This is a genomic window from Ferribacterium limneticum, assembly GCF_020510625.1.
Classification (GTDB): Bacteria; Pseudomonadota; Gammaproteobacteria; order Burkholderiales; family Rhodocyclaceae; genus Azonexus; species Azonexus limneticus_A.
Genome location: NZ_CP075191.1, coordinates 2,217,455 through 2,230,886, shown reverse-complemented (window position 1 = coordinate 2,230,886; position 13,432 = coordinate 2,217,455). Strand labels below are relative to the sequence as shown.

The window sequence follows — 13,432 nt, the reverse complement described above, 5'->3', positions numbered from 1 at the left end:
ATCAAGCAGCTGCAGGACTGCACCAAGCTCCTGCAACTCCACCAAAATAAAAACAATATCGGAGTTTGCATGTCACCCTATGAACTGGTGCGCCAGTACTACGACTTCCCGTTTGAGCTTTACGAGTTTCAGCAGGATGTCATGAATGAACTGGCCCCGAAGCCGGCTGCCGGCTACTACATGGACCCGGGCACGGGCAAGACCGCCACCTCAACTCATGCCGCCCTGTTCAAGGGCCTGACGACCGACGTCGAGCATGTCATCGTGGTCATGCCGCCAATCCTTCTGAACACGTGGAGCCGCTGGCTCAACAAGGTGAAATTCAAGGACACAGGCGAGCCCATTGACTACCTGCGCTACCGAGGGACACCGAAGCAGCGCAAAGCGATGGACCTGCGACATGACTTCGTGTTGATGTCCCTTGCCATCTTCAAGAAGGACTACAAGCGCATCTGTGCCACCTTCAACCATACGAGAGTGGTACTGATCGTGGATGAAGCCACCTCAGTCAAGGGGATCAGCAGCGACAACCACGAGAAGGTGTATGAATTCACACGAGACCAGGACATCCTGCTCCTCACCGGCACGCCGCTGAACTCGCCGAAGGACGTCTATGGCTACTGCAAATTCACAGCCCCGAAGGTCTATCGAAACCTGCACCACTTCGAGAATGTGCATGTGGCCGATCGAGATTTCCACGACAACATTACGGAGTGGCGACACCTCGATCTCCTGAAGGAAAACTTCGAACTCAACTCGAAGCGCATCCTGAAGGAGGATGTGCTGACGAACCTGCCAGCCCCGATCTTCTCGCCGATCTACTATGACTTGGACCCGAAACACCTTGCCCTTTACCGCAAGCTCGCGGAGGAGCAACTCCTTCAGTTCAAGGATGGGTCAAAGCTCGACGCCACGTCCGTTCAGGCCCTCTACCACAACCTGCAGCAGATCATCCTGAATTGGGATCACTTTGCCCAGGATGAATCCTGCGTCTCTGCAGGTTACGAGGTGCTGGAAGAGACGATGGAAGAACTGGGCGACAAGGGCAAGCTGGTGGTGCTGGCCAACTACCGGCTCACGAACCGGCGCCTGGTCGAGCGCCTGAAGAAGTATGGTGGCGTGGCCGTCTATGGCGACGTGCCGGCCAAGCAGCAGGAGAGGGCGGTCGATACCTTCCTTGGCAGTGACAAATGCCGCGTCATCCAGATTCAACCGACGTCAGGGGGCTATGGTATTGATGGCCTGCAGGAGGTTTGCAACAACGTCCTTGCCCTCGAAATTCCGGTGACCCCCAAGGACTTCACGCAGGCCGTGGCCCGGGTCTATCGTGATGGTCAGCGCCTCGCCACCGTGGTGCGTATAGCTGTGGCCGAGAAGACCCTGCAGGTGCGCAAGCTTGAGCAGCTGCTGGACAAGGATGAACTGGTGAACAAGGTTCAAACAAACTATCAGGACCTGCGCGAGGCGCTGGGTCTGTGACTTTGGAGAAGAGGATGTCATGCAAAAGAAAGTTGGCCCCGGGCCAGTGGTGGAGTTTCTGTGGCGAGACCGACATGGGACAGACGGCGCCTGCGCTTTGCACGAGGTGTGGTGGAGAGTTCATTCTCGACGGCACGTCCGATCAGGAGGCCTGTGTTGCCGAAGTAATGGAGAAGAAAGGCTACAGTGATCGACCACGGGAGAAAACGATGAAAGCAGTTGAGATGATGGAAGAGGTTAAGCGTCAAAAGCTGCAACTGGAACGCGACTTAACGGTGATGATCGGGACCAGGTTGGAGCAGTTCTATGTAGATACAGGGCTCAGCCCAGAAAGCATCAGCATCAGCATGATCGAGCGTCGATTCATAAATGAGACCCGAGGTCGATTCTTCCTGAACGGCGTTCGTGCCTCACTCGAGGTGTAGGTGGCACGCCTATTGCTTCGGCAGAGGCTTTCCCGTAACCTTGCAACCTCGCACCACCCCAGACAAAAACAAATACAGGGGCTTTGAAGATGACAAACTTCTTGAGTGAGAGCGCGAACCTTGAACACCTCGCCTCTCTGATCCCCGGCCACGACCGGGACCTGTTCAGCTCCTTTGGGCACTGCCAGTTCGAGGCAGCGTTCAAGGATCGACTTTTCGTGGTGTTCCAGCCAACAGGCCTGAACCCCGACAACACCCACCGTGATCCAGAAGTGCTCACCATGCTCAAGGTTTTGGCGTTCGATGCTGAAGCCGAGTACGGTGCCGAGGTGCTGATCTTCGACACCGTGACTGGCAACGAGCAGTGGGTGGGGCACATCCCGAACCGCCTCTTCAACTACAAAGTGTTCATGCAGGTGCCGCCGTACCTGCAGCTGAAGTGGGATGCGGTACGGGATCGTAACGGCGCCATCAAGCGCTCGCTCTCGTTCGGCCTCCTGATCAAGACAGCGAACCGCAGCGACTTCTACTCGGCAGGCAACACCTACTGCCTACCTCCGAACAAGTTTCGAGCACTGTACCCGAACTACAACCTGCGACTTGCTTAGGAGGCCGGCATGGCTTTTTATTGCTTTTGGTCTCCAAAAAAGGAGGCTTCATGGGAACTTGCGCTCGCTTCCGAAAGGCCTGCGCTTGAAACCGGAGGCAAGGCTGAGTTCGTTACCGCCCTGGACGTCGAGTGTGATTTCACTGACCCGAACGTGGAGATGGACAAGCTCCATTACAAGGGTGACTTCTACCTCGACTTTGACTCAGCGGACATCGATGAAGCGATCGAGCAGGTCCAGAAGTTCCTTGGTCACCTCGTTGAAAAGTACGAACTGGACCTGAACACGGTCAATATCTACGCTTCAGGTGGCAAGGGCTTCCACGTCGTCGTCCCTGAGCGTGTGTTCCTCTCCAAGCCAAGCGCACGTGGCTATATGGGGCTGCCGGCCATCTACAAAGAGATGGCCTATTCCATGTTCTTCGACACGATGGACCTCTCGGTCTATACGGCGAAGCGTGGCCGGATGTGGCGCGTAACCAACTTCCTGCGGAGTAACGGCAAGCACAAGGTGCCGATCACGCCGAAGGAAGCGCTGGAGATGACTGTCGAGTACTATGACAAGGTCACCTCTGTTCCTCGACCACCCGTTCAGCTTGCCCCTCCAGTCATCAACAACAAGCTGGAGCTGCTCTTTGCGCAAGCGAAGGACAAGGTTGAGCGGGCGTTGAAGAAGAACGTGAATCGTAAGCGTGACACGAACCTGCTCACGAAATACGAAGGCAAAACCCCTCCGACCATCGAGCAGCTGATGCGAGGTGAGGGGATCAAGGAAGGTATAGGGTTCCAGCAGATCGCCACGCAACTGGCGATCACTGCCCATGGCCTTGGCCTAACCCGCGCCGACTTCCTTGTAGCCTGCGAAGGCCTGTGCGACAACCACCAAGGTGACGGTACCCGGTACGGTTCCTTCAGGTTGAGGCAGAAGGAACTGGGGCGCATGTTCGATTACATGGCCGGCAACCCCACCTACGACTTCAGCGCTGGAGCGATTCGTGCCCTGGTGGATCACCCTGCCGTCGATCTGATCGTGGGCGAGGCGACTGACATTGGCGCAGACGGCAAGTCGAACCTTGGTATCACCCTTGGTATGTCGGTGGATCAGAGTGGCATCTACAAGCTGACTCCGGATGGCTTCCGCTCCAAAGTGTGCGACATGGGGATGGATAACTTCCGGTACCTGCAGCACCTGGACACAGGGGAAGCTATTGGTTATCAGGCTGACACCTATATCGACGGACGCTTCATCCGCAACCGTAGGTTGTCAATGGACTACTTTCAGTCCAAGTCGAGGTTTCAAGGGCTGACAATGTCCTGTGCCGGCGTAGCCTGCCAGGCGTCGGATGCACAGATTGCTGCACTTACTGACGTTATTCGTCGCGTCACTTTAGCGAATGAGGACTCAAGCATGGTTTATGTTGTGAATCACGAAGGCCTGGACATGGTACCCGTTGCGGACAGTCCGGGAGAGTACGACCTGATCTGGGTCTCGGCGGACGGCGTGCTGTCCAAGCGGGGAATTTCCTACACCTTCATGGACGCGATCTACGGGAGTGAGGATTACCCATTCGGTACCGACCTGCTGAAGGCACCCCGCCTTCTGCCTCCTTCAGGGGAGAAGAGGGAGGGTGAGAAGTACCTGAAGCCGCAGGACATGGAACAACTCAAGGCTGATCTCCACAACCTGTTTCGTATCAACAAGCCGATCAACGTCGCGAAGATGCTGGGCTGGACCATGGCCACGTTCCTGACTCCGCTACTCAGGCATAGGTACAACCAGTTTCCACTCCTTCACGTCTATGGTTCGGCAAGTGCCGGCAAGTCCTCGACTACGAGGGTCTTTGCTCACTTCCAGTTCCATGCAACGGAACCAGCTATGCTCTCCGCGGCCGGCTCTACTCAGGCTCCGCTGCTGCGCCGCGTAACTGGCACCTCATTCATGGCAGTATGGTTGGACGAGTACAAGCCAACGGAGATGCTTCACACAACCCTGAACCGGCTGCGAGAGATGCTGCGAGGAGCCTACAACGGTCTTGTGGTTGAGCGCGGCAAGGTCTCCAAGGATAGTGGTGAATCTCAAGTGGTGACCAAGACAGGTTACCAGCTAGCCCCAGTCTGCTACATCGCTGAAGCCTTGGAGTCCCAGAAGGCCTTGGTTGATCGAAGTATCATCGTCGGCCTGACAGAGCAGGATCGGAACGAAGGGTCAGCCTACTTCTCACAGGTAGAGGACCCCCAGTTCTTTGGTTCAGTTGGACGTCTATTGATCGACACCGTGCTGTTCAAGTACGCGCCAGAGGTGTTCTACGCTGAGCTGGAAAAGAACGAAACGCTCATCAAGGCTTACATGGCATCGTCGCAGTCCGACAGACCTGTATTCAACCTTGCTGCTTGCGCTACGGGCATCCGCCTGCTGCAACGTGCACTTGCCGCCTTCTTTGGCGAGGAGTTCAACAAGGAGCTGGAAGACTTGATCAGCTGTCTGACAAACCCAAGTTCGGAGATGGTCTCGGACATCGCACCAGTGATCAAGTCGGAGATTGTTCAGGTCCTCAGCACAATGGCTTTCCTGTCCAAGTGCGATGACGCGACGGATGATGCGCGTCTTGTTGCTGGCCGCGACTATGGGGTTCTTCCAGACGCCGTCGAGATCAGCGCTCGTCGTGCATTCATGAAGTATCAGCGCCACTGCAGCAACCACCGGATCAAGCCGCTGTTCGCGTCCTCTGAGCCGTTCGTTCAAGCGCTCCGCAGCTACCAAGGGGCGACCAAGCTTGCCGCATCACCGCTTGGTAACACGGACGTGTATCGCTTGGACTTCCATCGCATTTACGAGCGCGATGACATCGAAACCTTTGGTAGTGAGTAACGCACTAGCTCAGGCGGACGCCGCTTGCGGCGTGTCGCCTGGAGCGATGGGTTAGAAGTTCTACGGTCAACTGGAGAAAACGATGGAAAACGAAAAACTGAAATGCACTGTGCGAGGGTCTTTGCGCGGAGGCCGTGCAATGTGCGGATATGTGATTGTTGGCGGTGAGTTCTGCTCGCTAAAACCCGGCGAGTGCAACCTGCAAGCAGGGGCGAACCCGGATGCCGCGAACGGAGTGCAGGCGAATGCACTTCCTGACCCTCTTGGCCTGAGGAATTGCACCCACCCTGATTGTGGTCGGTTTGATGGGCCGCGCTCCGTTGAGTGCAGAGCGATGGCCGATAACGCATGTGCAAGGCCATGACTTCTAACGCAGAGCTAAACGGCGCCCGCAGGGCGTCCGATTTGAGCGCCGAGTTAGGCGCGGGAGGTTGAGAAATGGCACGGACGCAAAGGACGTATAGCTTTAAAGAGGGTCAAAAAATCTCGCTCGATCAGATTTACGACATTCAGGCATTGGCAGGCGGTGACTGGTGGATGCGAGATGGCGAAGACCTATCAGAGTCAAGACGAGAAAAGGATATTGACTTTAGCGAGTCACTTGTATGCACGAGGACCGTGAAGATAACCATTGTTGTTGAGACGCCTAACGAATAGCGTTTATCCGCCGACGCGGACGAGATTGAAGAAGGCAGGAAGTCATATCGGCGGATAAACCTCGTTGGACTGTACCGCCGGACGGGCGATGGTTATGGGGATTGTAAGGAGAGCTTGTCTGAAGTCAATCGAATGGCATTATTTGAGCCGGCGAGTTGATGCACTTCGGGTACAGTTGGGGGCTGATTCAAGGAGAGCAGCCCCACCCCTGATGGGTCGCGTAGGCACCATAAAGCGCCTTGGCGAACTGCAGGACGAGCCAGTCCGAGAATGGCCTGGCCATCCGCCTGCGAAGTGTGCAAGAACGGCTGGATACCCTGTTTCATGGTGGTCCTCGGGCCGTTGCACCGCGCTGCGGCAGCAGTGTTGCTGTTACCCGAAACGCCCCTCCACAATGCGGACAGCACATCGACTCAAGGCGAGCTACCCGGCGCAAGAATGCCGCCACCGATTCAATGATCGTTACTTCCGGCGGCGGCACGGCCAGCGCCGAGCGGGCGGCAGCCAGCCCGACTTTCTTTCTTGCCGGCGAGAGCAAGCCATAGTGCCGGATCCGCTTGAAACCCCTGGGCAGGACGTGTAGCAGAAAGCGGGCGATGAACTCGCTTCCCGCCAGGCGCAGCACGCGCTTCTTGCCCTCGGCATCGGCCCGTACCCGGAAAGCCACGTGGTCATGGGCGATGCCGATGATGCGCTCGTTGGAAATCGCCACCCGATGCGTGTAACGGCCGAGATAGTCGAGCACAGCTTGCGGTCCGCCTAGCGGTTGCTTGGCATAGACCACCCAGTCGTGAGCGTAGAGGCCTTGCTTGAGATGTTGCCAGACTAAGGGTTCGAGAAAGTCGGGCAGATGCCCCTGCCGGCGCAAGTCATCGAGACCGGCGATGAACTTGCCACGAAAGACTTTCGAGAGTGCCCGTACCGGAAACAGGAACCCCTTCTTCGGACAGATCCATTCCCCGCGATCGGAGAGCGCCCCACCGGCCACCAGGGCATGAACATGGACATGCCGCCCGAGATCCTGCTTCCAGGTATGCAGCACCAGCGAGAAAGCCGGCATTCCACCCAGATGGCGTGGGCTGACGGCAAACTCGGTGAGCGTTGCCGAGGTGGCGGCAAACAGATGCTCGTAAAGCCGACGTGGCGCGGCGCCGATCAGCGCGTTGAGCGCATGTGGCAGCGTGAACACCAGATGGAAATACGGCACCGGCAGCACCTCGCGCCGCCTTGCGGCCAGCCACGCCTCCTTGGTCCGTGTCTGGCAGCGCGGGCAATGCCGGTTGCGGCAGGAATGATAGACGTGCCGACTCGTCCCGCAATCGGCGCAGGATTCGACATGCCCGCCGAGCGCCGCCGTGCGGCAGGCGAGAATGGCCCGCCAGACCCTGGCCGCACCTCGCGGCAAGGCATGGCTGGCAAGATAGGCCGGACCGAAGGTGGCCAACACCTCGGCCAGACCGGCCTGACTCACGAGGCGCTTAGGTGGGCGTCAGCAACTCAAGCGGCGAAGTCGTGCCGGTCAGACGTGACTGGGCCAGATGGAAATAGCGCATGGTCGTACTGACATTACCGTGGCCAAGCAAACGCTGGATAGTGTGAATATCGACACCGGCTTCCAGCAGGTGGGTGGCAAAGGCGTGGCGCAAGGAATGAATGCCGCCACCAAGGGGAATGCCTGCGGCTTGGCGCGCGGCATGGTAAATGCGCTGGGCGGTCTTGTCGTAGAACGGGCCATTGCCGGTACCATTGGGGAACAGCCAATGCCGGGGACGAGTGACTCGCCAGTACAGGCGCAGCGTTTCCAGAAGACGCGGTGATAGCAAGGTGTAGCGATCCTTGCCGCCTTTGCCCTGGCGAACCTTGAGGCACATGCGCTCGGGTGAGGATTCGATATCGCTCAGTTGCAGATGGCAGACTTCGGAAAGACGCAGACCGGCCGCGTAGGTGGTGGTCAGCAAGGCCCTGGCACGGATGTCCCGGGCATGGGCGAGCAGACGGCTGACTTCCTCGCGAGTGAGGATTTGCGGCAGGCGTTTGGGGACCTTGGCCATCGGGATGTCGAAGGCGATTTCCCGTTGGCCAAGGACCACTGAAAAGAGAAAGCGGATGGCGCAGGCCGCCTGGTTGACACTGGCGTAAGCGAGTTTCCGCTCGGTGATCAGGTGTAGCAGGTAAGCCTGGATGGCTGCGGTATCGAGGGTGTCCGGAGATCGCCCGGTGTGTTTCGCCAAGTGCCTGACGCAGGCCAAGTAGGTTTCCTGGGTCCGCTCGGCGAAGCCCCGCAAGACCATCGCGTCCGTCATCCGCTGCCGAAGTGTGCTCATGTCCTTCTCCTCTTCTGACTTGGGAACATTCCCAAGGAAAAGGATCGGGTTGAATTGCCCAATGCTTGAGTCGGCGCGCCTCTGGAAAACAGCGCTCTCGTCGAACGCGCTGCCACCGCGTTAGCGGTTTAGTTCAACTAGAAGTAGACGACAAAACTGTCGCCTAATCCATGAAATGCCCAATAAGCTGGAACAGGCGACAGCGGAAACAATTTGCAGCACAGTGTTCTATGCAACCTGTTAAATAGTTGATGAACAAAGGAAACCGGACATGAAAGATTGGAGAAAACATGAAAAAGTAATAGACAACCCGAAGCTAGAGGACTAACATTCAGTCCGTGGCTTACGCCACAACGCCAATGCTAATGCTGATCAAAACCGCCAATGCCAAGGAGAAATACAATGGCCCTTCGTAAAGCTGACCCTACTGAAGCTCAAGCTGCCGCTGCTACTGCCGCTGTTGCCGCAACTGAACAATTCGAGCAGTGTGCTACCACCACGGCTGCCCAGCCAGAAGCTGCTCAACCCGCCGCCCAACCCGCCTTCGAAGCCCCGGAGCAGTTTGTCCAGGACTACACGTCGGCAGAGGGTGGTGCTACCGTCACCGAACGTCCTGAAGTGCAAGTGGAAGAACTGACCGAGGCTTCCGCAGCCGTCGCCCAGAATGCAATCGCCAAGGCGAAGAGCACTGCTGTGGTGGCCGCTCGCAAGCTCGTCGGTGCCTTCACCGACCTGCAGAACGTGATCGCCCTTGATGATGTCGAGGCAATGGGCGTCGGTGCCTTCCCACGTGTGACCGTCGATCTCGGCGGCTTCATGCTGGACAAGGAAGAGATCGGTGGCGAGATCAAGGCGGAGCTCCTCTCGTGGAACTTCCGCTACATGGTCACCACCGGCTCGAACGATGAAGAAGCCAAGAAGAAGGTCAAGGTTTCCTACGATGGCGTGACTGTCATCGGTGGTGAAGAAACCTGTGAGCAAGCCATCGCCGCCTTCAAGGAAGAAGGCTACGAAAAGGCTGACATGAAGTGCTACGTCGATCTGTGGGCCTCCCTTGTTTCCAAGAAGGGTGAGCTGATCGAGGAAGAGGACCGCCCGCTGGTTCAAATCCAACTGTCTCCGGAATCCGTGAAGAAGTTCAAGGCTTTCCAGACGGAACTGGGCTTCAAGCAGGCCCGTGGCATGCTCAAGGACTCGCAGCCGGTCGTCGTCATCAAGGCGCAACGCGGCGAGCACAAGGGTAACCGCTACGGCTACTGCACCTTCGGCCTGAAGTAAGTCGCACCAACCCGGGGCCGGGTCATTCCGGCCCCATTTAACCGCCTACAACAAGGATAAAAACCATGGCACAAGTTATCAAATTCGCATCTGACATCGACGGTACCGAGTTCGACACCCTTGCTGAACAGAGCTCCTACGACGCCGGCCTGCGCAACGCTGCCCAGATCGAAGCTTTCCTCGACGCCCATTACCCGAAGCCGGCTCCCGGCGTCAAGGGCGGCGCTTCCCGCGGCATCGTCAAGAAAGCCATCGCTGCCTGGATCGGCTTCAATACGCCGGCTGCTGCTGAAGTTGTCCCGGTTCAGTACGAAGAGCCGACGCTGTAATGGCTGCGCCCGAGCCACTTGTGACTCGGGGTGATGGCACCATGACGACGGAAGGCTTGATCCCGCACAAGGTGCATCCCTGGTTCGGTTTCCCTATGCCGATCAAGCTCTCCGTTCCAAAGGACGGCGCCCCGAAGTCAGTTATCCAAGCTCCGCTTCGGCGCGGCCAGAGCCTGATTTTCGCCCTGCCTGGCGGTGGAGAGTTCGTCGACGCGGTGCTGTAAAGCAAGGCCACCTCGAAAGAGGTGGCTTTCACGGAGGGTTACTGACCCTCTCTGAAAGCCAATAAAACAAAGAAGAGGCGAACATGATCAGATATCTCGTAGGAGACGTCGAGACTACTGGCGTTGAGGAATCCGACCGCACCGTTGAGGTGGCGTGGATTGAAGTTGATGCTCAGCTCAATGAACTCAACCGGGTCTATTCCCTGATTGACCCGCAGATGCCGATCGGCCCCTCGGCCATGGGCGTGCACCACATCACGAACGAGATGGTGGCTGATGCACCGACGTGGCAGGAACTGTTCGAGCAGGTGATCCCGAACCACTTCGCCAAGGACGACGAGATCGTGCTCGTTGCCCACAATGCCCAGTTCGACCAGCGTTTCCTCAAGCTTGATGGCTTCATGCCGATCAAGGAAGAGGTCTGCACCTTGCGCCTGGCTCGTTACTTCTGGCCGGATGCGCCTGATCACAAGCTGCAAACGCTTCGCTATCTGCACAAGCTTGTGGGTGGCGAAGGCGCCCACGGCGCGATGGAGGACTGCGAGACGGGTTTGGCTCTGCTGCGCTTCATGTGCCAGTCCTACGGCATCAGCCTGAACGAATTGTGCTTTTACACGCGGCAGCCGCTACTCGTGACGCGCATGTACTACGGCAAGCACAAGGGTTCGCTGCTGAAGGACATCCCCCGCGGCTACAGAGTTTGGCTCCTTGGTACCGACCTCGACGAGGACCTGCGTTACTCCTTGGAGAACCTCTAAAGAATTACTCCACCCCGCTTCAGCCCCGCTTTGAGCGGGGTCTTTTTCCAACTAGAACAAGAGGACATCTAAATGTTCCATGTGATCCCGGATGCGTTCTGCATCACGCGCTCGAAGAAGGGCGTCTATAAGCAGGCCAAGGTTTATCGCTACAGCGATGGCCTCTACGTCGGCGCGTGTGGCGGCTTCGTTCGCTTGATGCGCAACGGCGACTGTGCCACGCCTGATCTTTCCTACGTTGAGCTGGAGGTGCCCAAGAGTATCAAGCTTGGGCACGACAATCTTTTCCGTCTCACGTTTTCTATCGTCCAACTATAAGGAGTTAATAATATGGACACGAACCTGAACCAAAGCAGTACTCCACTCACAGTGGGCAAGGTTGCTTTCTCACCCATCCACCAACCACTTGAGGGCTGCGTAGTAGGCAAGGGTGTGACCTCGAAACTTGCCGACCTGAAATTCCCGTTTAGCCACGAGGAAGTCAAGGCAACGCTCTCTACCTTCTTCGCCAAGGCGATGACCGCTGACGGCTACAGCGAACGCGCTGCCGCCTTCATCGACCCCAAGGGTAGCCAGATCGAGGACCTGCTGCACGGCGCCCTCGGCGTGGCCGGCGAGGGTGGTGAAGTGGTCGATATCATCAAGAAGGCGTGGGCCTACGGCAAGCCCCTTGATCACGCACACCTGATTGAAGAAATCGGCGATGCGATGTGGTACTACAACCTGATCATCCGCTCCCTCGGCGTAACTTGGGGCGAAGTCTTCAGTGCCAACGTCGCCAAGCTCTCGGCTCGCTACCCAGACAAGAAGTTCAGCGCCCACAACGCGCTGAACCGGGACAAGGTTGCCGAGCAGGCCGCGCTGAACTCCGTCACGGGGTAGTCATGCGGACGCTGCTAAAGGCGGTGAGGGCCTTGCAGGTCCTCAACCCTGAAGTGTTCAAACCCGGGCCGGCTCGGCTCCGCGGCGAGGCATTCAAGGTTCCACGGCCCCCTCTGCTTTCGCAAGAAAGCTACGCCGGCTTGGAGATGAACGACATCGTCGCTCCTCCCAACCTTGCTGAAACGCCACTGGAATCGTGGCGAGAGTGGTTTAACGAAATCTGTGCGGACTACCTCTACGCCTCTTCCACCGATATCCGTGCCATTACGACGGATATCGCAGGTCGAGCACAGCTCAACCGCAAGCAACGCGCCTGGTTGTTGCCGCTACCCCAAGCTGTGACGGCACAGGGCGCAAGCATCCTGCTTGCCTTCTGCCTCTACGGAGCGGTGCGAGCCGGCGCTCAGGTCCAGATCCTGACCAAGGATAGTTTTGTCGTCGAGAAGGACGGCAGCTCATGGGGAGTACGAGCTTACAGCCCAGCCCCCGGGGAGATTGGCCCGTTGTTTAACTACCTGCACTACCTGCAGGGGAACGTTCGGTGGGGTTCCACCTGCCGGAACGGGAATCTGGTTCGGGCCTTCAAGGAGGCGAGGAAGCAAGGCAACAAGGAGGCTATGCACATCCTGCAGGCCTGCTACTGGAACACGCCCGACACGTGGGCGATGGACTCCCTCTTCACAACTGGCACATAAGGAAAAATAACATGCCAATGTTGATCGGTATCACGGGCAAGGCCCTCAGCGGCAAAGACACATTTGCCGAAATCCTGTTTCGTAACTACAACTTTCTCCCCATGGCGTTCGCGGTGCCGCTGAAGCAGGCGGCAGCGGCAGCTTACGGCATTGATCTGGCGCACTTCCACTCGCAGGAAGGAAAGAAGCAGTACCACGAAGTCTGGAAGGAAACGAACCGGGTCCTGCTGCAGGATTTTGGCGAGCTCATGTGTGAGCGCTACGGCGCTGGCTTCTGGATTCGGCGCTGGCTGATTGACTACGCGGGATTCTCGAACACGGACGACGTTGTGGTCTCTGATGTCCGCAAGGATGTCGAGGCAGAGACCATCCGAGACCTTGGAGGCTTGATTGTGCACCTTGAGCGCGATGGCGCTGGCCTATCGGGCAAAGAGGCTGCGCACAAGACGGAGCAGGGCGTCACCAAGCAGGCGGGCGACGTGGTGATCTGGAACAATGGAACACTCCACGACCTTGCTCGCCAGGCTGACCGGGCTGTTGCCATTCTGCAGGGGCGTGCCAAGTGATCCTCGAAGACAACGAACAGCTGCCTGATCCAATCGACCAAGGTAGTGCCCTTGCTGAGCGTGAGCGGGCTTCACTGCTCGCGGCCCAGCGGAGGAAGGCGGCGCCGGATCAAGTGAAGGTCCAACTCATTGACTACAACGGAGACCCTCAATTCACACCTGAAGGCCAACCGATCATGGTTTGGCCGACTGAAGAGTGCGTCGAGTGCGGGGAACCGATCGGCGCAGGCCGGTTGGAGCTTGGCTACAACACGTGCATCGATTGTGCAACAACCGCTGAGAAGGTGGGTAAAGGGTATGCGAGAAAGTAATTCCCGTCTGCCAATTAAATGGAGATGG

The 13,432-nt window shown here is 57.7% G+C and carries 15 protein-coding genes; 13 read left to right on the top strand and 2 right to left on the bottom strand.

Going from position 1 to position 13,432, the window contains the following annotated elements; translation table 11 throughout:
• The first annotated feature begins 69 nt into the window (after positions 1-69).
• The 4 genes from KI617_RS10450 to KI617_RS10435 all read left to right on the top strand — a co-directional run bounded on the left by KI617_RS10450 (position 70) and on the right by KI617_RS10435 (position 5,380).
• Entirely contained in the window at positions 70-1,479 is a 1,410-nt protein-coding gene (locus KI617_RS10450) for an SNF2-related protein (protein ID WP_226446063.1), read from the top strand.
• Between the two features lie 74 nt (positions 1,480-1,553).
• Complete coding sequence (locus tag KI617_RS10445) at positions 1,554-1,904, top strand: hypothetical protein (RefSeq protein WP_226446062.1); 351 nt, start codon at positions 1,554-1,556, stop codon at positions 1,902-1,904.
• Positions 1,905-1,993: 89 nt separating this feature from the next.
• Positions 1,994-2,512: a hypothetical protein gene (locus KI617_RS10440; protein WP_226446061.1), complete on the top strand. Its 519-nt coding sequence runs from the start codon at positions 1,994-1,996 to the stop codon at positions 2,510-2,512.
• Positions 2,513-2,521: 9 nt separating this feature from the next.
• On the top strand, positions 2,522-5,380 hold the full coding sequence (locus tag KI617_RS10435; protein WP_226446059.1) for a hypothetical protein: 2,859 nt from the start codon (positions 2,522-2,524) through the stop codon (positions 5,378-5,380).
• Positions 5,381-6,359: 979 nt separating this feature from the next.
• Here KI617_RS10435 and KI617_RS10430 read toward each other — a convergent pair.
• Together KI617_RS10430 and KI617_RS10425 are read right to left on the bottom strand one after the other, a co-directional pair.
• The gene (locus KI617_RS10430; protein WP_226446057.1) at positions 6,360-7,508 is read right to left on the bottom strand and encodes an IS91 family transposase; all 1,149 of its coding nucleotides are present in this window, start codon (positions 7,506-7,508) and stop codon (positions 6,360-6,362) included.
• A gap of 7 nt (positions 7,509-7,515) precedes the next feature.
• Positions 7,516-8,361, bottom strand: a complete 846-nt coding sequence (locus KI617_RS10425) for a tyrosine-type recombinase/integrase (protein ID WP_226446056.1) — start codon at positions 8,359-8,361, stop codon at positions 7,516-7,518.
• Between the two features lie 402 nt (positions 8,362-8,763).
• Between KI617_RS10425 and KI617_RS10420 the strand changes: the two genes are divergently transcribed.
• The 9 genes from KI617_RS10420 (at position 8,764) to KI617_RS10380 (ending at position 13,404) form a co-directional block, all read left to right on the top strand.
• Complete coding sequence (locus tag KI617_RS10420; RefSeq protein ID WP_226446055.1) at positions 8,764-9,639, top strand: hypothetical protein; 876 nt, start codon at positions 8,764-8,766, stop codon at positions 9,637-9,639.
• 65 nt (positions 9,640-9,704) lie between these two features.
• Positions 9,705-9,968, top strand: a complete 264-nt coding sequence (locus tag KI617_RS10415) for a hypothetical protein (protein ID WP_226446054.1) — start codon at positions 9,705-9,707, stop codon at positions 9,966-9,968.
• A gap of 41 nt (positions 9,969-10,009) precedes the next feature.
• Complete coding sequence (locus KI617_RS10410) at positions 10,010-10,192, top strand: hypothetical protein (protein WP_226446053.1); 183 nt, start codon at positions 10,010-10,012, stop codon at positions 10,190-10,192.
• Between the two features lie 83 nt (positions 10,193-10,275).
• Positions 10,276-10,950 carry a 3'-5' exonuclease gene (locus tag KI617_RS10405; protein ID WP_226446052.1) on the top strand — a complete coding sequence of 225 codons (675 nt, stop codon included), beginning with the start codon at positions 10,276-10,278 and terminating at the stop codon, positions 10,948-10,950.
• Positions 10,951-11,022: 72 nt separating this feature from the next.
• Entirely contained in the window at positions 11,023-11,268 is a 246-nt protein-coding gene (locus tag KI617_RS10400) for a hypothetical protein (protein ID WP_226446051.1), read from the top strand.
• Positions 11,269-11,382: 114 nt separating this feature from the next.
• Positions 11,383-11,832 (top strand): nucleoside triphosphate pyrophosphohydrolase family protein, encoded by a 450-nt coding sequence (locus KI617_RS10395; protein ID WP_226446050.1) that lies wholly within the window; start codon positions 11,383-11,385, stop codon positions 11,830-11,832.
• 146 nt (positions 11,833-11,978) lie between these two features.
• The gene (locus tag KI617_RS10390; RefSeq protein ID WP_226446049.1) at positions 11,979-12,527 is read left to right on the top strand and encodes a hypothetical protein; all 549 of its coding nucleotides are present in this window, start codon (positions 11,979-11,981) and stop codon (positions 12,525-12,527) included.
• An 11-nt stretch (positions 12,528-12,538) separates the two neighbouring features.
• A complete protein-coding gene (locus KI617_RS10385; RefSeq protein WP_226446048.1) occupies positions 12,539-13,093 on the top strand; it encodes a deoxynucleotide monophosphate kinase family protein in 555 nt (184 codons plus the stop codon).
• Positions 13,090-13,404: a TraR/DksA C4-type zinc finger protein gene (locus KI617_RS10380; protein ID WP_226446046.1), complete on the top strand. Its 315-nt coding sequence runs from the start codon at positions 13,090-13,092 to the stop codon at positions 13,402-13,404. Before KI617_RS10385 ends, KI617_RS10380 begins: the two co-directional genes overlap by 4 nt.
• Positions 13,405-13,432: the final 28 nt, after the last annotated feature.